The sequence below is a fragment of the Bacteroides cellulosilyticus genome, assembly GCF_020091405.1.
Taxonomy (GTDB): domain Bacteria; phylum Bacteroidota; class Bacteroidia; order Bacteroidales; family Bacteroidaceae; genus Bacteroides.
Map to the genome: position 1 here is coordinate 5411174 of NZ_CP081903.1, position 19478 is coordinate 5430651.

Genomic DNA, 19478 nt, shown 5'->3' on the forward strand with positions numbered 1-19478 from the left:
ATCTTATCGGAATTGCCTATCTTTGCCGCACTTATCAATATTCAGAAATCTAAAAAGAAGAAAAACATGAGCATCAGAAAACGAATGAATGTATTGTTTGGAACGTTACTGCTGACCGGCAGTCTGTTTTCACAAAATGTATGCGTATCTACCCCTGAAACCTCCCTGGTACTCTCGGCACCTGTCGGTGGTGAGCTGAAACATGTATACTATGGAGATAAACTCTCGGAGGTAGATTTGCAGAATATAAATCTTACAGGAACTCCGGACATGCCTGCTTATCCTGTGTATGGACTTAACTGTCCCGGAGAATCCGCTTTAGCCGTAAAACATGCCGACGGCAACATGACTTTGCAGATGGAAATCGTACAGGTAAAAACGAGCAAGGAAGGAAATGCGGAAATCACTGCCATCGAACTGAAAGACAAGGTATATCCTTTCTATGTAAACGTGTATTATAAAGCCTATCAGGATGCAGATGTCATCGAGACATGGACAGAAATCCGACATCAGGAAAAGAAACCGGTTATACTCAATCAGTTTGCCTCTGCTTTCTTACCTATTCGTCGGGGCGATGTCTGGCTATCTCATCTTTACGGATCATGGGCGAACGAAGGACGTTTGTGTCAAGAGGCATTGGAACCCGGCATGAAGGTAATAAAGAACAAGGATGGGGTACGAAACTCGCACACCTCACATGCCGAAGTCATGTTCTCACTGGATGGAAAGCCACAGGAAAATGCGGGTTGTGTCATTGGCGCCGCCCTCTGTTACAGTGGTAACTACAAACTGCGCATTGATACGCACGACGATGAATATCATCGGTTCTTTGCCGGAATCAATGAGGAAAATTCAGCTTACTCATTAAAGAAAGATGAGATTTTCCGTACTCCCGAACTTGCTTTAACTTACAGTAATGAAGGATTAAGCGGAAGTAGCCGGAACTTCCATCGCTGGGCGCGCCTGCACAAGCTTGCTCATGGTACTGTTCCCCGCAAGATTTTGCTGAATAGCTGGGAAGGTGTCTACTTCGACGTTAACCAGGCGGGTATGGATCAGATGATGAGTGATATCGCTTCCATGGGTGGTGAACTGTTCGTGATGGATGATGGTTGGTTTGGCGACAAATATCCGCGTAAGAATGACAGTTCTTCTCTTGGAGACTGGGTAGTGGATAAGAATAAGTTACCCAATGGCATTGAAGGTCTGCTGAAAGATGCACAAAAGAACGGTGTCAAGTTTGGCATCTGGATAGAGCCGGAAATGGCCAATACAACCAGTGAATTTTATGAGAAACATCCGGACTGGGTGATTAAGGCTCCCGAACGTGACGTGGTGCAGGGACGTGGTGGTACACAAGTAGTGCTGGATCTTGCCAATCCGCAGGTGCAGGAATTTATCTTCAAGATTGTAGATGATCTTATGAGTAACTACCCGGAAATCGACTACATCAAATGGGATGCCAATATGTCCATCTTAAATCATGGTTCCAATTATCTGACGAAAGACAATCAAAGCCACATGTATATTGAATTCCACCGTGGCTTTGAGAAAATATGCCAGCGAATACGCGCTAAATATCCGGACCTTACCATACAGGCTTGCGCCAGCGGCGGCGGTCGTGTCAACTATGGCATCCTGCCCTACTTCGATGAGTTTTGGGTAAGTGATAATACGGACGCTCTGCAACGTATCTATATGCAATGGGGAACTTCGTATTTCTTCCCTGCCATTGCCATGGCATCGCATATCAGTGCCGCTCCCAACCACCAGACTTTCCGCACCATTCCTTTAAAATATCGCATTGACGTAGCGATGAGTGGTCGCCTGGGTATGGAAATACAACCAAAGAATATGACAGAGGAAGAGAAGACACTTTGCAAGAATGCCATCGCTGAATATAAAACGATCCGTCCGGTGGTGCAACTGGGTGATATCTATCGTTTAATGTCTCCGTATGATAAGTTGGGAGTAGCTTCCATGATGTATGTAACGCCCGAAAAGGATAAGTCGGTGTTCTATTGGTGGAAGACAGAACACTTTGTCAACCAGCATCTGCCACGAGTGAAAATGGCAGGACTCGCTCCCGATAAACTTTACAAGGTGCATGAACTGAACCGGATAGATAATGATCCGCTGAATTTTGAGGGAAAGACATTTAGTGGTGCTTATCTGATGGCGAATGGTCTAGAGATACCTTATAATCATAAGGTGGATTACCATAAGCAGAATGATTATTCAAGCAGAGTGCTCTATCTGGAAGAGGTGAAATAGTATTTATCCATTATAGGAAAGAAAAGAAAGAAAAGAGTGATAAGGTGGTAAGGTGATAGGGTGATAAAGTGGCTGCGCTATATATCACAGAGCGTTATCCCGCTATCACCTTATCACCTTACCGCCTTATCACTCTTTGTTCATATCCCTACAGAAGCAAATTAATTCCCCACCAATCCCCCATAATTTCACATTTTTGTGTATGTTTGTACAAAAGTTCAATCCAGCAAATCTACATGGAATTATTAGTATATAAAGCCTCAGCCGGCTCAGGAAAGACATTCACCCTTGCTGTAGAGTATATCAAACACCTGATACTGAATCCAAGGGCTTATCGGCAAATACTGGCCGTAACTTTTACCAATAAAGCTACGGCAGAAATGAAAGAACGTATTCTGCAACAACTTTACGGCATCTGGTTAAGTGACCCGGCATCAGAGCCCTACCTGAACCGCATCCGGGAAGATTTACGACAGAAAAACTTATCTGACTCTGACATCCGTCGGGCAGCAGGAACAGCATTGCAATACATGCTGCATGATTACAGCCGTTTCCGCGTAGAAACCATCGACTCCTTCTTCCAGTCCGTAATGCGCAATCTGGCACGGGAACTGGAACTGAGTCCGAACCTGAATATAGAACTGAACAACGCCGACGTACTGAGCGATGCCGTGGACAGCCTCATTGAAAAACTGACACCTTCCTCCCCTGTCCTGGCTTGGTTGCTGGATTATATCAACGAACGCATTGCCGATGACAAACGCTGGAATGTATCCGATGAGATCAAGCGATTCGGCTGGAACATCTTCGACGAAGGTTACATAGAACGCGGTGAAGGACTCCGGCAACAACTGAAAGAACCGGATATAATCAAACTGTACCGTAATGTGTTGCGGGAAATGGAGACTGAGGCTCTGGAACAAATGAAAAGCTTCTACGACCAGTTCATCGGAGAATTGGAATCACATGCACTCACCGCCGAAGAGCTGAAAGGCGGAACGCGAGGTATAGGCAGTTATTTCCGTAAATTGCGTGACGGACGGTTATCAGACAAAGATGTGCTGAACGCCACTCTGAAGAATAGCTTAGATGACGCAAAGAATTGGGCCACCAAGACTTCGCCCCGAAAGAACGATATCATCCATCTGGCAGAAACAAGTCTGCTCCCTTTATTGCAGGATGCAGAAACATTCAGACCCCGCAACAACAGGACCGTAAACAGTTGCCGGTTATCACTGCAACACCTGAACAAATTGCAACTGCTTGCCCACATTGACGAAGAAGTACGGGAGCTGAACCGCGAACACAACCGTTTCCTGTTGTCAGACACCAACGCCTTACTCCATAACCTGGTACGGGATGGAGACTCTTCATTCGTATTCGAGAAAATCGGTGCCAATATCCGGAACGTAATGATCGATGAATTCCAGGACACCAGCCGTATGCAATGGGATAACTTCAAAATCTTATTGCTCGAAGGTCTTTCACAAGGAGCCGACAGCTTGATTGTAGGTGACGTGAAACAATCCATCTACCGTTGGCGAAACGGAGACTGGGGAATCCTGAATGCACTGGGTACCAAAGAAACGCCTATTCCCTACCCTGTACGTGTAGAAACTTTAAAAACAAACCGTCGAAGCGAAACAAATATCATCCGTTTTAACAACAGTTTGTTTACGGCCGCAGTGGAGTACCTGAATATGCTCCATCTGAAAGAATTACAGGAAGATTGCCGTCCGTTGCAGCAAGCTTATGCCGACGTGGCACAGGAATCTCCACGAACCGAAGCCAAAGGATACATCAAGGCGACTTTCCTGGAACCGGACGAAGAACACGATTATACGGAACTGACCATCATCTCTTTAGGCGAAGAAGTGCAGAGACTACTGGCTGCCGGTGTAAAATTAAACGATATCACCATCCTCGTTCGCAAGAATAAAAACATTCCTCCCATTGCCGATTACTTCGACAAAACAATGCATCTGCCCATTGTTTCAGACGAAGCTTTCCGTCTGAATGCTTCACAAGCATTGTGCATGTTGATGGATGCTTTACGTTACCTTTCCAATCCTGATGATAAAGTGGCAAGAGCCTCATTAATTATAAATTACAAATTACAAATTACAAACGAAAACAAAGAAGGGCGGATGGCGAAGGAAGGAGCCTGTGCGCCTGAAACGAAGTGGGACGATATACTAACTTCCCGACCTGAGGATGTATTGCCCGGGGCTTTTGTCAACCGCATAGAGCCTCTTCGTCTAATGCCACTATACGAATTACTGGAAGAACTGTTCAGCCTGTTTGAGATGAACCGGATCAAAGAACAGGATGCGTATCTCTTTTCTTTTTTCGATGCCGTGACGGAATACTTGCAAAACAACTCATCGGATCTGGATGTATTTATCCGCTATTGGGACGAAACCTTATGCAACAAAACAATCCCCAGCGGAGAAATGGATGGTATTCGTATCCTTTCCATTCACAAGTCAAAAGGACTGGAATTCCATACCGTCTTAATCCCCTTCTGCGACTGGAAGTTGGAAAATGAGACCAACAATCAATTAATATGGTGCTCACCTTCCGAATCACCATTCAGCGCGCTCGACATTGTTCCGGTCAATTATTCCTCTACCATGGCAGAATCAGTATACAGGCAAGAGTATCTTAACGAGCGTCTGCAACTTTGGGTGGATAACCTGAATCTGCTCTATGTAGCATTTACCCGTGCCGGAAAGAATCTCATCCTTTGGAGTAAAAAAGGCCAGAAAGGAACAATGTCCGAACTGCTTGCCAATGCACTGCCACACGTAGCCGCCCGAGAAGGTAATGAAAACTGGGACGAGGAAGAACCTTACGAAACCGGAATGCTCTGCCCATCGGAAGATACCAAGCCGACGACGACCGCCAAAACCTCAGTCAACCGCCTTGCTCAAAAGCCTGACAAGCTCCCAGTACACATGGAGAGCATGAGGCATGAGATCGAATTCCGGCAGTCAAACCGTTCAGCCGACTTCATTCAGGGAGTTGACGAAGATGAATCAGACAATCGCTTCATAAACCGGGGACGCTTGCTGCATACTCTTTTCTCAGCCATTGAAACAGAAGAGGACATCGATAATGCCATCGATCAACTTATATTCGAAGGCATCATCGGCAAACCGGAAACAGAAGATGAAATCCGGGAACTGACCCGGCATGCCTTTTCCATCCCCCAAGTGCAGGACTGGTATTCGGGAGACTGGCAATTGTTCAACGAGTGCGACATCATCTGGCAAGAAAAGGGGGAACTCCGAACCCGCCGACCGGACCGCGTCATGATGCGCGACAACGAAATTGTTGTCGTGGACTTCAAATTCGGAAAACAAAATAAGAAATATAATAAGCAAGTGCAGGGATATATGCAACTGCTCACACGCATGGGATACCCGAAAGAGAGCATAAAAGGATACCTATGGTACGTAGAAGAAGATTTAATAGAAAAAGTATAAAGAATCATGGTACGAGGAAAGCAAACTTGCAAAATATTAAAAGACATTCGCCGGCAAATTGCCGAAGCAAATGATATCGAATATATCACTTCCGAATGTCAATACAAAGGAGATTGTACAGGTACATGTCCCAAATGCGAGGCAGAAGTGCAGTATCTGGAGCAACAACTGGCACGTAAACACATGGCAGGAAAAGCGATTACCATACTTGGAATATCCGCAGGATTGGCAACAATGATACCACAACCGGCCTGTGCAGAGCCGATCCATTCCGAAGCTCCGCATGGTTATTATATAGTAACTCCGGAAATACAGGAAAAACCGGTAATAAGAGTCCTCCCGCCGGACTCTCTCGTACAGGAGGTTATCGCGCAAGATACTACCATATATGGCACCAATGAGTATGATGCGCCGGATACAATGCCCGAATTTCCCGGAGGTATGGCTGCACTGCTACAATTCATAAGCAAAGAATCAAGCCTGAAACTCCCCGTTTATCAAGGTAACGGAACCCAAGGACGAACCACAATCAGATTTGTCATCGAAAAGGATGGAAGTATCACAAATGCCAGAATCCTCAAAGGCATTGATCCGTACTTAGATAAAGAGGCGTTGCGCATAGTCAGGGAATTCCCCAAATGGAAACCCGGTACGGTAGCGGGACAACCCGTACGTGTAGAATATACCGTCCCGGTCATGTTCCAAATGCAGTAGAATAAGGCAATTATAAATCAGAACAATTATGGTACGAGGAAAGCAAACTTGCAAGATATTAAAGGACATTCGCCGGCAAATTGCCGAAGCAAATGATATCGAATATATCACTTCCGAATGTCAATACAAAGGAGATTGTACAGGTACATGTCCCAAATGTGAATCAGAAGTACGATACCTGGAACATCAACTGGAACGAAGACGCATGGCGGGAAAAGCAATCACCTTACTAGGATTGTCCGCAGGGATTATCGCAATGAATGCCTGCGCCAATTCACCAGGCCAGTCAGCAAAGAACACTTCAGAGATCAAGCTTGAGTGCCAGAGCGTGCCGACGGATAAGGACTCACTCTTTTTAATCAAAGGTACGGTTACAGACAGTCTGACTCAAAAACCAATTGTCGGGGCCAACGTATCTGAAAAAGAAACTACAAATGGTACCCTAACAGATGCGAATGGTGAGTTTACACTAAAAGTTTCCGGTAAATATCCGCTAATCATCCAATACGTTGGAATGGAAACACAGGAAATTGAAATAAATAAGAAGGGAGCAACTTACATTCAGGTCGCACTGCGTGAAAGTAATATGACAATGGGAGAATCAACAATAATATCCGGAGAGATACTGGAAGGAGATGTTGATTACGAAACAATAGAAACAACACTACCATAATGTTCAGTGCAGAATAGTTATCAAAAACAAAAGATTAAGATGCAAACTTTTCTTCAATTAGTTGCCCAAGACTTACACCAAAAGATAGGAAACGATCTTTCACGGGTCGCCATTGTTTTTCCGAACAAACGTGCCAGCCTTTTCTTCAACGAGCATTTGGCGGCACAAAGTGACCGTCCTTTATGGTCTCCCGCTTACGTCAGCATCAGCGAACTGTTCCGGCAGCTTTCTCCATGGAAGCTGGGCGACCCCATCCGTCTGGTTTGTGAACTCTATAAAGTATTTCGTGAAGAAACCCGTAGTGAAGAAACACTCGATGATTTCTATTTCTGGGGAGAACTTCTTATCAGCGATTTCGATGATGTTGATAAAAATCTTGTTGATGCCGACCGTCTATTCTCCAATCTGCAAGACCTGAAAAATATCATGGATGATTACGACTTCCTTGACTCCGAACAGGAAGAAGCCATCCGTCAGTTCTTTCAAAACTTCTCCATCGAGCGACGCACGCAACTGAAAGAGAAGTTCATCTCCTTGTGGGATAAATTAGGCGATATCTATCACGGCTACCGCGACAATCTCGCAGAACTCGGCATTGCTTACGAGGGCATGATGTACCGCTACGTCATGGAAGAACTGCAACCGGAAAAGCTGAAATATGACCGGTATGTTTTCGTTGGTTTCAATGTATTGAATAAAGTGGAAACCCGTTTTTTTGAGCGTCTGCGTGATGCCGGCAAAGCATTGTTCTATTGGGATTATGACTTGTTTTATACCCGTCTACCCCGTGAAAAGACTCCGCCTTACACGCATGAAGCGGGTGAATTCATTCTCCGCAACCTGGAAATCTTTCCCAACGAACTACCAGAAACCGCATTCGATGTATTAAGACATCCTAAAAATGTACGTTTCATCTCCGCTCCTACCGAAAATGCACAGGCACGCTATTTGCCGGAATGGGTACGTTCCGTAATGAAAAACGATCCATCGGGTACACCCACCCAGGAAAAAGAGAATGCTGTGGTACTTTGTAATGAATCTCTTTTATTACCCGTACTCCACTCCATACCATCGGAAGTAAAGAATGTCAATATCACGATGGGATTTCCGCTGGCACAGACCCCTGTATACAGTTTCATCAGTGCGCTCATAGAACTGCAAACCAGTGGTTATCGCAGAGATACAGGACGTTATTCATACGAAGCCGTCCAGGCTGTATTGAAACATCCCTATACACGCCAATTGTCCCCCTCCGCAGAAAAACTGGAGAAACAGCTTACGAAAGACAATCGTTTCTATCCCCTGCCTTCCGAATTAAAGCAAGATGAGTTTCTGGAACAGGTATTCACTCCGCAGACCGGCATTTCAGCCCTCTGCCAATACCTGACGGATACACTTCGCGAAGTCTCCATCCTCTACCGGCAAGAACAGGAAACAGATGATATTTTCAATCAGCTTTACCGGGAGTCCTTATTCAAGAGCTATACCCTCATCAACCGTCTGCTCAGTCTTATCGACAGTGGAGAGCTAAATCTGCAAATCGACACATTGAAACGCCTTCTTTGCCGCTTGCTTGCAACCTCCAATATCCCGTTCCACGGTGAACCCGCCATCGGTATGCAAGTAATGGGAGTGCTGGAAACACGTAACCTCGATTTCCGTAATCTCATCATGCTCTCCCTCAACGAAGGTCAGCTGCCCAAAGCCGGTGGAGAATCATCCTTTATCCCTTACAATCTGCGGAAAGCTTTCGGCATGACCACTATCGAACATAAGAATGCGGTCTATGCATACTACTTTTACCGACTGATACAACGCGCTGAAAATATCACCTTATTATATAATACATCTTCTGATGGACTGAACCGTGGAGAAATGTCCCGTTTCATGCTGCAATTTCTTGTTGAATCGCCGCACGATATTTCACGCGAATACCTGGAAGCCGGACAATCTCCTCAAAGTGGCAGAGAAATCCGTATAGAGAAAACACCGGAAATCATTGCGAGAATGTGTGAGAAATACAATCTCGTCCGCCATCCCAAAGCACTTTTCTCTCCTTCTGCACTCAATGCTTATCTGGATTGCCGTTTGAAATTCTACTATCGCTATGTGGCCGGATTAAAAGCTCCCGATGAAGTGAGTGCTGAAATAGATTCCGCACTGTTCGGTACTATTTTCCACCGTTCAGCCGAATTGGCATATAAAGATCTGACTGCGAATGGAAAAGAAATACGGAAGGAAGACCTGGAGCAACTGTTACGTAATGACGTGAAATTACAGAATTATGTAGATACAGCTTTCAAAGAAGAGTTCTTCCACGTTCTCCCCACAGAAAGGCCTGAATATAATGGTACGCAACTTATTAATGCCAAAGTGATTGCATCCTATCTCCGCCAATTGTTGCGCAACGACCTGCAATATGCTCCTTTCGCCATGGAAGGTATGGAAGAACCGGTAAACGAGATCATGGAAATAGAAACTCCACAAGGAAAACTGTCCCTGAACATCGGTGGTACCATCGACCGCATGGACAGTAAGGGCGATACCTTACGTATTGTGGACTACAAAACCGGTGGCAGCCCCAAAACTCCCGAGAATATAGAGCAACTGTTCACTCCTGCCGACGGACGTCCAAACTATATTTTCCAAACTTTCCTGTACGCTTCCATCATGTGCCGCAAACAATCGTTGAAGGTTGCCCCTTCCCTGCTCTACATTCACCGTGCAGCATCAGAAACTTATTCTCCTGTAATTGAAATGGGGGAAGCCCGCCAACCGAAAATACCGGTCAACAACTTCGCTTTCTATGAAGATGAGTTTCGCGAACGCCTGCAAAACCTATTACAAGAAATATACAATCCGGAAGAACCCTTCACACAAACTGAAGATAAAAGGAAATGTGAGTTCTGTGATTTCAGAGACCTGTGCAGACGCTAATAAAAAAACAGACCGTCCGTTCACCTGGAACAGACGGTCTATATGACTCGGACAGACCATCTGTTTCAACCCAACAGACGGTCTGTTTTTCTTTATTGTATCATTTATTTTTTCAACGGAACAGAGAAACTGAATATAGAACCTTCACCCTTCTTCGAGGTAAACCACAACTTACCACCATTCTTCACCACAAAATCCTGGCACAACAACAATCCCAAACCGGAACCTTCTTCATTGTTAGTACCGAATGTGCTGAAGTGAGTATCTGTATGCAGCAATTTCTTTTGTCCTTCTTCGTCAATACCGCAACCGTGGTCTTGTACGCTGACTACCGCCATGCCATCTTTCGCTTCCAGCTTCACCAGCACCTCAGAGTTTTCGTTACTGAACTTAATAGCATTGCTTATCAGATTGCGTATTACAGTCTTCAGCATATCAATGTCGGCAGATACAGCTAACTTCTCCGGTTTCTCTTCACGGATTGTAATCTTCTTCATACCGGCTACCATATTGAAGATGTCGATCACTCCATCCACAACTTCTACTACATCAATATCCTGATATACTACATTCAACTTACCAATCTGGCTCTTAGTCCACTTCAGCAAGTTATCCAACAGGGAGAATACATCTTCTGTCGTCTGATTTGCCATTGTCAGCAGCTCATACATCTCAGCACCGATTTTTTCGGACGGCAGATTCAATATCAACATATTCAGCACCATCTTGATGGAGCCCATAGGAGAACGTAAATCATGAGCAATCACCGAATAAAGTTTGTCACGTCCGGCAATGGTACGTTGCAATTCTTCGGTTTTATTCAAAATAATACGTTTGGCAGCTACCAACGAAATTTGGTGGGTTACACGGATAATCAGCTCTTCCTTGTTAAAAGGTTTGGAGATAAAATCATTTGCTCCCACCTGGAAACCTTTTACAATATCCGTCGTGCTGTTCAGTGCAGTCAGGAAGATGATAGGAATATCTGCGGTTTTGGGATTTGCTTTCAAATGTTGTGCCACCTCAAAACCACTCATATCCGGCATCATCACGTCCAGCAACACCAAATCCGGGTTTTCCTTATCTACCTGCTCTAATGCTTGCCGACCGTTACTTGCCGTAGCGATTGCAAATTTTTCATTTGTCAAGAGTACCTTCAACAATAATACGTTGGACATCACATCGTCGACGATGAGAATTTTGTACTCAGAAGGATTAATTTCCATATTCATCTTATACAATATTGTTTTCCCGTTTATCTATATAATCTATTTACGATATTCCTTAAAATATTCCACAATCCGCTTCAAACCGTCTTCCAGTTCAATGGTAGGCTTCCAGTTCAGCTTCTCTTTTGCCAGCGTAATATCCGGCTGACGTTGTTTAGGATCATCATGCGGAAGTGGCTTGAACACCAACTTCGACTTCGACCCTGTCAACTGGATCACTTTTTCCGCTAATTCGAGGATGGAAAATTCATTCGGATTTCCAAGGTTCACCGGACCAATAAATTCATCCTCCGTGTTCATCATTCTCACCATTCCCTCTATGAGGTCATCAATATATTGAAAGCTTCGCGTCTGATCTCCTGTTCCATAGATAGTTATATCATGATCCTGCAATGCCTGAACCACAAAATTGGAAACCACTCTTCCATCATTCGGCAGCATTCGTGGGCCATACGTGTTAAAGATACGAATAATTTTAATACGAATGTTGTTTTGCCGGTGATAATCCATAAACAAAGTTTCAGAACACCGTTTCCCTTCATCATAACAAGAACGGATGCCTATTGGATTTACATTTCCCCAATAACTTTCCACCTGAGGATGCACTACCGGATCACCATATATTTCACTGGTAGATGCCTGTAGAATCTTGGCATTCGTCTTCTTTGCCAATCCCAGCATATTAATGGCTCCCAATACAGAAGTCTTAATCGTTTTGATCGCATCATATTGGTAATGTATCGGTGATGCCGGACAAGCTAAATTGTATATTTCATCAAGAGTTTCGGTATGATAGGGAAATTCCACATCGTGATGCACAAACTCAAAAAGAGAATTGCTTTTCAGATGCTCGATATTTGCTTCCGCGCCGGTAAATAGATTGTCAAGACATATCACATGATGTCCTTCATTTATCAACCGTGTGCATAAGTGCGACCCTATAAAACCAGCACCACCGCTAACCAATATATTTTTCATGTAAGTTTTTTATAATGTCCGAAGACTTATGAAACCTGTTCATTTGTTTATGATGGCAAAAGTAGGAGATTTGGTTAACTTATGCAAGTTTGTAACAAGATATTTCACTTGTTAATGATAACAAAAGAACATAATAGAAACAAAAATGCCCAAAACGGGCATTTTATTCTTCGGGAACCGGCGTTTCAATCGGATTTGGAATACTAAAACTTTTGTCCGAGAACAAATCCGCCAAGCCGGAAATCTGCTTCAGACGAAGAAGTTCATCGCGATCCATGCCAATATTTTTCATAATCCATTGGTCGGACATACCCGCTTTATCCAGTTCGGCCACGATGTGGCACATCAGTTCGATATTGTGCGAACCTCGTGCACGGTTATGCCGGATGGTAGATGCCATTCGATTGGATAATTCTTTATCAATCACCACTACAGGCAACAAACCGTTTTCCCGCTGATAAATTCGCTTGGAGCTTCTCAACACACTATAACGATGATACCCGTCTACCAATATATAACGGTCGGTTTCGTTATCATAGTAACATACGCAAGGCATCGTAAAACCATCCTCCCAAATAGAAAGTTCCAGTAATTTCATCTCAGGTGGTGCCACTATGTTGGGATTATAATCATTCGCCACTATTTTCTCCACCGGCACAGCTTTTACGGCATATACCGGACTTTGATCTACACTCATAACATCATATTTTTGAATTGTTCCATTATTTTATCTCGCTTGTATGCTTCCTCCTTATTTAAGGCAAAACCCATATATTTGCAGGCATGATCATTCTTCAGAATACATACACACATTCTCTTATACGTGGGGATCTCACGAAACTCAGAAATGTCTATATCATCCAGATAGTCCATTTTAACAGGCTTCTTATGCGTCTTATAATTGGTCGTATTCACCACTTCCAATGACACGCCGGCTTTTCTTAGTTTCTCAATGGTCTCCTCAGCAAGACACCCGCCTTTCGTACGCCAGAACTCAATACTGACGGTCAGTTTCTTCAAATAATTGCGCCGGGTAGTTTCGGGTAAGGTAGAGAGCAGAAATTGCATGAATTCTTTCCAGGTATACCCCTTCGGCAGACGGACGGTTTGCCAGCCCATAGCATGTGTTCCACCATAAATTCCGGTAAAGTTCACCCCATTAACACGGCCTACCATCTTGCCCCATGTACTGGGATCAATCACTTTATAAAGGCGAAGACTTTCCTGAGCTTCACAAAGGAAGGGGCTTGCTACACGCTGGCGCTCAATGTTTACACCGGCTTTATAATATAAATCATATAAATGATTATAGTCCCAGCCAAACCTTCCATTGGCTACCCAGATATCTGTCGTTTTCCAGTCGAAAACAGGATAAGCATTGAAGATATCATTTCCGATTTTAGAAGTCCACCGGTAATTATGATACATCTGATATTTCCGGGCAAGGTGAATACTGCGCCAGCGATTGAAACTTTCCTGCGTACGAATACCTATGAGAAAGCAGGATCGTATCGCATCTTTTCTTGTATGCAACCATTTGGCAAAATGCATCTGAAACTCGTAGTCCCACATTGCATCCGTATAAAAAGGGAAGTCCTCTACAGTCATACTGCCTTCCGGCATTTTCCGTACCCATATATCACGCTGCTCCGGGTCCCAAGGACGCCAATAATTCTGATACATAGATGTACAGGTGGTTACCTTGAAAGGTACGCACACGCGATATACATCCAAAATATCCTTATTGGCTTCCAGAATACGGTCCACGTAATCGATAGTCATGCTATACTGGATTTCATAATCCATGTGGTAAACACAAAGTTTACGCTTCAGATTATTGCGACGGATGTAATCAATACATAAATTCAATAACACACCACTATCTTTCCCTCCCGAAAAGGATACACAGATATTATCAAATTCTTTAAATATAATGTGCAACCGTTCTTGTGCTAATTCATATACATTCTTCTGAGCCTCCCCCATTCTATTTCTCCTTATTCATTTTTACATAGCGTTTCCATTCTTTCTCCACAGAAAAGCCTAATTCCTGGAATACTTTTTGATGCTCAATAAATGTAACTGAGCTCAACTGCTTATCTTCATCTGTGCTGTCTATAACTTTCTCCAAAAGAGCTTTTAATACTTCTGCATTATTCTCCTTTATATAATAGTTATTAATAATTGCTTCCGATTTCTTATGTTCCAGCGGTATAAAGCCAACTATTTCTTTTCCTTCCATCGCAACAAACCATATAAAGTTTTCCGAAGTGCGAAAAGGATAATTATAGTTCTGTTTTAATACTACAGGATTCATAACCAATGGAGCGACCAGTTGATACAACCGTTTCTCCGTGCCTTTTAATTCAACTATTTGTGTCATTATCGATTTGTTATTTATTATGGTTTGAGTTTACATTCCCACATAAAATAGTGCAGACAAAATTAAATAAAAAAAGAATAGAGACAATAAAGAATGGAGAAAATTAATAAAATTATATTTATTAAACATATGAATCTTAAACTACAGTATATTTCTCTAAAATTGCTTATTGAGTTAGCCGGGCAAGATCGTCGCCACAACCTAACGCATTGTCCGGCGATACCGTGGTTCACATCTGTGCCGCTTCGCTCCGTATCAATTATATGAAAATAGAAAATTTCATTTTCAACCGATTACCGAAAAGAGTAAATAGAAGTAATGTATTTTCATAATATTAGCATAGAAATATTCAGCTCTGTTTTTGACATAAAACCATTTATTGACAAATCCTGAATGAAAGGATTAAGGCAAGCATTATCTACTTATATTCAACATGTTAAGCAAGAGAAAAAACATCATTTTAGGTTCATTTTGGGGTCAGGGTCACTTATACACGCATTTGGAGGCAAAAAACAGAAAAAGGAAGTATAGATATGTTTATATTTAAGATAAAAAGAGAACAAGCTCAATTTACGACAAAAAATTCCGCATAGACGGTATATGTATACATATTTCACAATCTAAGTATCTACTCTTACAGTGCAGAAAAGAAAGAATTGAAGAACATGCGAAAATACATAAAAAGTATAAACACAAAATACAAATAAAAAATAATACACTATTAATCAACAAGTTGCCAATAGATTCAAGCCACACACTCTCCCAAATGCGTGTATAGGTGACCCTGACCCCAAAATGAACCCTATTTGCTTGCCAGAACCTTGCCGATCAGGATTGATTTAGTAAATATATTTCCAATATTATACCAATAGTATTTTAAGAAGCAATGTTTTGTCCTGAAAGAAGCAATGTTCTATTCAAAAGCATTGCTTTATATGCGACATAACATTGCTTTATATTCTATTTTATGAAATTAAATTTAGAGCCTATTTCTCAAACAGCCCAGTTACGCAATGCAATATCCTATAACGGAGCTCACTCTCTCCAATAAGGTTAACAGAAGTTGTAATCGATACAATTTTGGATAAAATTCATAAAAATAACCTTGTTTTGATTATTTCCTGTAGAAAATACTACCTGCACTCAAAACTTTCCTATGCAACTGTTGTTGTAATAATCCCAACAGGACGTACGCAACCAAAAATAGTATTGGGAAATTTTATAAACAATTATTTTTTTATAGGACATGAAAATTAAACAGTTATTATTAGCAGGAGTCGTAAGTATAGCATTATTCTCTTGCAGTGACAAAGACGATGTTTCTGTTTCACAGGACGAAATAAAATCCATTTCAGTATCATTAGGAGGGATCAAGACAAGAGCTTCTTCTCCAACAGATATCATCACATCGGATATTAAGAATGTGAACAGTGTATTAATCAATCTGACTGACGTAAATGGAAAAATCATAACTTCCAAAGCCGTCACTAAAGATGAAGTGCTTAACTCCGACTGGAATAAATTGACCGATCCGGCAAAAGGATTGAAGTTCATAAACATTCCCCAGTCCGTTTCAAAAGTGTATATTTATGGAAATCCCGGAGATGCCGTAACTAACAATGTAATTAATACCAAGTTAGCCAATCAACAAGGTAGCGAAGTGCTTTACTATGGTATGGACGATGATCTGAAACCTATCGTTAATGAACCGATAGATCCGACTCCGACAGCAGGTAAGACTTATACGGCACAAGTGACCATAGCCCCTATTGTAGCCCGACTGCAAATTACCAAGATTTCATTCAAGAATTCAGGCAACTTCGATTTTACCCGAACCATTGACGGAACAGACAAGAAAGCAACGGTTAGCTGGACAGGATTCTCAGGAAATGTAAAAGGCTTCTATATGAATAACTTCTATAACACCTATAAGAATCCGGGAACAATGGACAACCTGCTTCTGAACTCAACTTTCGAAGGGCATATCCATGATGGTATGTGGACTTTTGACACTACCCCGATAATAGACGCAGCTCCGTTTGCCAGCTACATTATATATAATGAAGATGGGACCTACGGTAACCTGCCACTGGATTTAGCCGGCAAATGTTATGCTTTCAATTTCTTCCCGGGCACAGCCATACCGCAATTGCATTTAGATCTTTCTGATTTGAACATTACCGGTTTGCAGTCAACCAATACGGAAGTATTTAACCCGGACTTAGCAAATGGCGCACGTTTTGCCAACCTGGTGAAGTATTATAAAGAAGTAAATACTGAACTGACAGCAGCCGACTTCAAACCCGGTACCCTTTATAATATGGAGATAGAGTTAGTTCCGATGCTCGACAATGACTTAGGAAATGTACAATACAACGTACTGGTACACGTCACAGTCGCTCCGTGGAATGAAGAAACAATCACTCCGGGATTTGATCTGGAACAATAAGTTTCAGACTCAACAAACCCTGAAATATGAAAAAGGCAATAATTCTATACATCCTGCTACTGGTAACAGTGACAGGGTGTATAAAAGAAAACCTTGACGATTGTGAGACAACTTTGTACTTCAGCTACCTGGGTGACGGAACAAAGGAAATCTTTCCTCAGAAAATAGAAAAGGTAGATATGTATATATACAATCAGAACAATGTATTTGTACAGAAAACAGTTCTCAACCGGAAAGAACTCAACCGCCAACGCGGCACTACCTTGAATTTGCCAAGCGGTCAATATCACATTATATGCTGGGGAAACTCCCTCAACGACACACGGATAAACGAAGGTTCATCCTTGCAAAACAACCTTGTCGGAGCCCCGCATTATTTTACGAAAGAGTTGATATCGACCAATGACAGTCTGTATTTTGGAGAAAGAGAGATTACAATTGTCAATGAAAGCTATAAGGTTGACACCGTTTATTTCAGCAGTGCGCATATAAAAATGCAAATAGAGCTGGAAGGACTGGATGTTGGCAGTACACGTGCAGCCACTTCCCCCGTCAGTATAGAAATGGGGAAATTAAGTTCAACAGTGGACTTCACCAAAACGTTTTCAAACGAACGCGTCTCTTATTTCCCGTTGGTAACTTTTGACTCCAACGCACAAAAGTTTGGTTCAAAATTCAACGTGTTACGATTTAATGATGATAATGAAGTATATCTGCGATTGCGCGACCTTCAGAGCAATGAAGAATTATACACCATGCAATTAAAGGACTTCATGAAAGATAATAATATTACTGTAAATGGCATCAATGAAGTTACGGTAGGCATCCGCATCTATTTCAATGGAACCGCCATCACAGTAAAACCCTGGGACGAGGAAGTGATCAGACCGGGGATATAACCCCCACAATGTATATGAAGCTAAAATTAAAATACCGGTTCTGTTTGCAGTTGTTTGCCATGGCACTGCTGCTGTACTCTTGCAGTGAAAACGAGACGCCGATATCCGATACAACTGATAATCAGGCCCGGCTAAACTTTCTGATCAAAACGGCTCCTACAAACAAAGCTTTGATTCATGGAGACGATGGCAGCTTTTCCAGTCTGGCACTCTATATTTTCAATAAAGCAGACCAGCACTGTGAATATTCGGAACTGATTCCGGAATTCACCCCGCAGAGACTGGAAGAGTTTTCACGTTCTGTCAATGTGTCGCCACAGACAAAAATAATTTATGCGATTGCTAATTATAACGATCCCGATAAGACCTTTTCTGTTCCGGTGTCCCCAGACCTTACATTGCAGCAATTGGAAAGCCTGACAGTATCCGACAACGCTTTTACCGACGGCAATATCCTGATGGTTGGAAAAAAAGAAGTTGCAATCAATAGTGAATATGTAGTGGCGGAAGTTCCTATGGAACGCCTGGTAGCACGACTGGACATTTATATGTTCAAGAATCAGGGATTAGAGAGTTCGAGTGTAGTTGTCAACTCCATAGAATTTATCAATCAGATACTTAATACGAATAGTAGCCTGGAGGTAACATCGATGCCGACACCCATTAGCAAGAAGAACGTTTCGAATATATTCCTTGGAGGAACAACTCTGCAACTTATGCCATCTGATTTATCAGAAATAGTACCGGAGAATGCACATGCTTCATTCTATACATATCGGAATATAGTTCCTGACGCTACACCGGACGCTAACACTCCCTATATCCGTATAAAGGCACTGTTCAACGGAACCAGTTATACGTACAGGGGATATCTTACCGACCAGGGGCAGACAACCCATAAGTACAGTCTGCTGCATAATACAGTTTACCGCGTCATGGTTATGCTCGACCATCCGGACAACCAGTTAATAATAAAAACGACTCCCTATCCATGGGAGCTTACCTCGTCTGAAATCGGACAAGATATCACGGAGGACGACTATCAGCTTCAACCGTACAATGGAGATGACACCGGTGCCACTACAGGCATCGTGCAATTTCCATACATAGCGAACGGAGGAACTCATAACGAGACTTCCTATGCCAACTACAGTTTTAGTCTGACAGCCCCTGCCGGTGCCATCTGGACCGCTACTCTGACCAATGGACTTGACTTTACGTTCGGCACGAACGATGGTCTCAACGTTTCCAAAGGGATAGCCCGTGATGAAGCATATACGATAAAGGTGGGAGCCACCAAACGCTGGAGTGGGAATCCTAAGAGCACTTACTTCTACATAACCGCAGGAGGCGTGAAACTCAAGATCAATCCGAAGCAAAGCAATGGCAACCGCCAGTTTCCGGGCGACAATGACACGGATATTTTAATCCGCCAAACCGAATATAAATAAGAT

The 19478-nt window shown here is 42.7% G+C and carries 13 protein-coding genes; 8 read left to right on the forward strand and 5 right to left on the reverse strand.

Annotated elements, in window-relative coordinates:
* The first annotated feature begins 66 nt into the window (after positions 1–66).
* From K6V21_RS20580 to K6V21_RS20600, 5 genes are all read left to right on the forward strand, one after another.
* Positions 67–2274, forward strand: coding sequence for an alpha-galactosidase (locus tag K6V21_RS20580; protein ID WP_224319717.1), 2208 nt, complete (start codon positions 67–69; stop codon positions 2272–2274).
* A 236-nt stretch (positions 2275–2510) separates the two neighbouring features.
* On the forward strand, positions 2511–5762 hold the full coding sequence (locus tag K6V21_RS20585; RefSeq protein ID WP_224319718.1) for a UvrD-helicase domain-containing protein: 3252 nt from the start codon (positions 2511–2513) through the stop codon (positions 5760–5762).
* 6 nt (positions 5763–5768) lie between these two features.
* Complete coding sequence (locus K6V21_RS20590) at positions 5769–6476, forward strand: energy transducer TonB (protein ID WP_007218254.1); 708 nt, start codon at positions 5769–5771, stop codon at positions 6474–6476.
* A gap of 28 nt (positions 6477–6504) precedes the next feature.
* Positions 6505–7149, forward strand: a complete 645-nt coding sequence (locus tag K6V21_RS20595) for a carboxypeptidase-like regulatory domain-containing protein (protein ID WP_224319719.1) — start codon at positions 6505–6507, stop codon at positions 7147–7149.
* A 39-nt stretch (positions 7150–7188) separates the two neighbouring features.
* Positions 7189–10086 carry a PD-(D/E)XK nuclease family protein gene (locus K6V21_RS20600; RefSeq protein WP_224319720.1) on the forward strand — a complete coding sequence of 966 codons (2898 nt, stop codon included), beginning with the start codon at positions 7189–7191 and terminating at the stop codon, positions 10084–10086.
* Between the two features lie 104 nt (positions 10087–10190).
* Here K6V21_RS20600 and K6V21_RS20605 read toward each other — a convergent pair whose 3' ends face one another.
* The 5 genes from K6V21_RS20605 to K6V21_RS20625 form a co-directional block, all read right to left on the reverse strand.
* A complete protein-coding gene (locus K6V21_RS20605) occupies positions 10191–11318 on the reverse strand; it encodes a response regulator (RefSeq protein WP_044270284.1) in 1128 nt (375 codons plus the stop codon).
* Positions 11319–11354: 36 nt separating this feature from the next.
* Positions 11355–12293: a UDP-glucuronic acid decarboxylase family protein gene (locus K6V21_RS20610; protein ID WP_224319721.1), complete on the reverse strand. Its 939-nt coding sequence runs from the start codon at positions 12291–12293 to the stop codon at positions 11355–11357.
* A 163-nt stretch (positions 12294–12456) separates the two neighbouring features.
* Positions 12457–12990: an IbrB-like domain-containing protein gene (locus K6V21_RS20615; protein ID WP_217716214.1), complete on the reverse strand. Its 534-nt coding sequence runs from the start codon at positions 12988–12990 to the stop codon at positions 12457–12459.
* Positions 12987–14279 carry a DUF3440 domain-containing protein gene (locus K6V21_RS20620; RefSeq protein ID WP_217716215.1) on the reverse strand — a complete coding sequence of 431 codons (1293 nt, stop codon included), beginning with the start codon at positions 14277–14279 and terminating at the stop codon, positions 12987–12989. The genes K6V21_RS20615 and K6V21_RS20620 overlap by 4 nt, the downstream gene beginning before the upstream one ends.
* Position 14280: 1 nt before the next feature.
* On the reverse strand, positions 14281–14676 hold the full coding sequence (locus tag K6V21_RS20625; protein ID WP_224319722.1) for a hypothetical protein: 396 nt from the start codon (positions 14674–14676) through the stop codon (positions 14281–14283).
* A 1246-nt stretch (positions 14677–15922) separates the two neighbouring features.
* Between K6V21_RS20625 and K6V21_RS20630 the strand changes: the two genes are divergently transcribed.
* Genes K6V21_RS20630 through K6V21_RS20640 form a run of 3 tightly spaced genes read left to right on the forward strand, consistent with a single transcriptional unit; the run spans position 15923 to position 19475 of the window.
* A complete protein-coding gene (locus K6V21_RS20630) occupies positions 15923–17125 on the forward strand; it encodes a hypothetical protein (RefSeq protein WP_224319723.1) in 1203 nt (400 codons plus the stop codon).
* Between the two features lie 26 nt (positions 17126–17151).
* Entirely contained in the window at positions 17152–18024 is an 873-nt protein-coding gene (locus K6V21_RS20635) for a FimB/Mfa2 family fimbrial subunit (protein ID WP_224319724.1), read from the forward strand.
* Positions 18025–18038: 14 nt separating this feature from the next.
* Positions 18039–19475, forward strand: coding sequence for a DUF4906 domain-containing protein (locus tag K6V21_RS20640; protein WP_217716218.1), 1437 nt, complete (start codon positions 18039–18041; stop codon positions 19473–19475).
* Positions 19476–19478: the final 3 nt, after the last annotated feature.

Coding starts and splice junctions, on each gene's coding strand:
- K6V21_RS20580 (WP_224319717.1), top strand. CDS start 67: ATGAGCATCAGAAAACGAATGAATGTATTGTTTGGAACGTTACTGCTG.
- K6V21_RS20585 (WP_224319718.1), top strand. CDS start 2,511: ATGGAATTATTAGTATATAAAGCCTCAGCCGGCTCAGGAAAGACATTC.
- K6V21_RS20590 (WP_007218254.1), top strand. CDS start 5,769: ATGGTACGAGGAAAGCAAACTTGCAAAATATTAAAAGACATTCGCCGG.
- K6V21_RS20595 (WP_224319719.1), top strand. CDS start 6,505: ATGGTACGAGGAAAGCAAACTTGCAAGATATTAAAGGACATTCGCCGG.
- K6V21_RS20600 (WP_224319720.1), top strand. CDS start 7,189: ATGCAAACTTTTCTTCAATTAGTTGCCCAAGACTTACACCAAAAGATA.
- K6V21_RS20605 (WP_044270284.1), bottom strand. CDS start 11,318: ATGAATATGGAAATTAATCCTTCTGAGTACAAAATTCTCATCGTCGAC.
- K6V21_RS20610 (WP_224319721.1), bottom strand. CDS start 12,293: ATGAAAAATATATTGGTTAGCGGTGGTGCTGGTTTTATAGGGTCGCAC.
- K6V21_RS20615 (WP_217716214.1), bottom strand. CDS start 12,990: ATGAGTGTAGATCAAAGTCCGGTATATGCCGTAAAAGCTGTGCCGGTG.
- K6V21_RS20620 (WP_217716215.1), bottom strand. CDS start 14,279: ATGGGGGAGGCTCAGAAGAATGTATATGAATTAGCACAAGAACGGTTG.
- K6V21_RS20625 (WP_224319722.1), bottom strand. CDS start 14,676: ATGACACAAATAGTTGAATTAAAAGGCACGGAGAAACGGTTGTATCAA.
- K6V21_RS20630 (WP_224319723.1), top strand. CDS start 15,923: ATGAAAATTAAACAGTTATTATTAGCAGGAGTCGTAAGTATAGCATTA.
- K6V21_RS20635 (WP_224319724.1), top strand. CDS start 17,152: ATGAAAAAGGCAATAATTCTATACATCCTGCTACTGGTAACAGTGACA.
- K6V21_RS20640 (WP_217716218.1), top strand. CDS start 18,039: ATGAAGCTAAAATTAAAATACCGGTTCTGTTTGCAGTTGTTTGCCATG.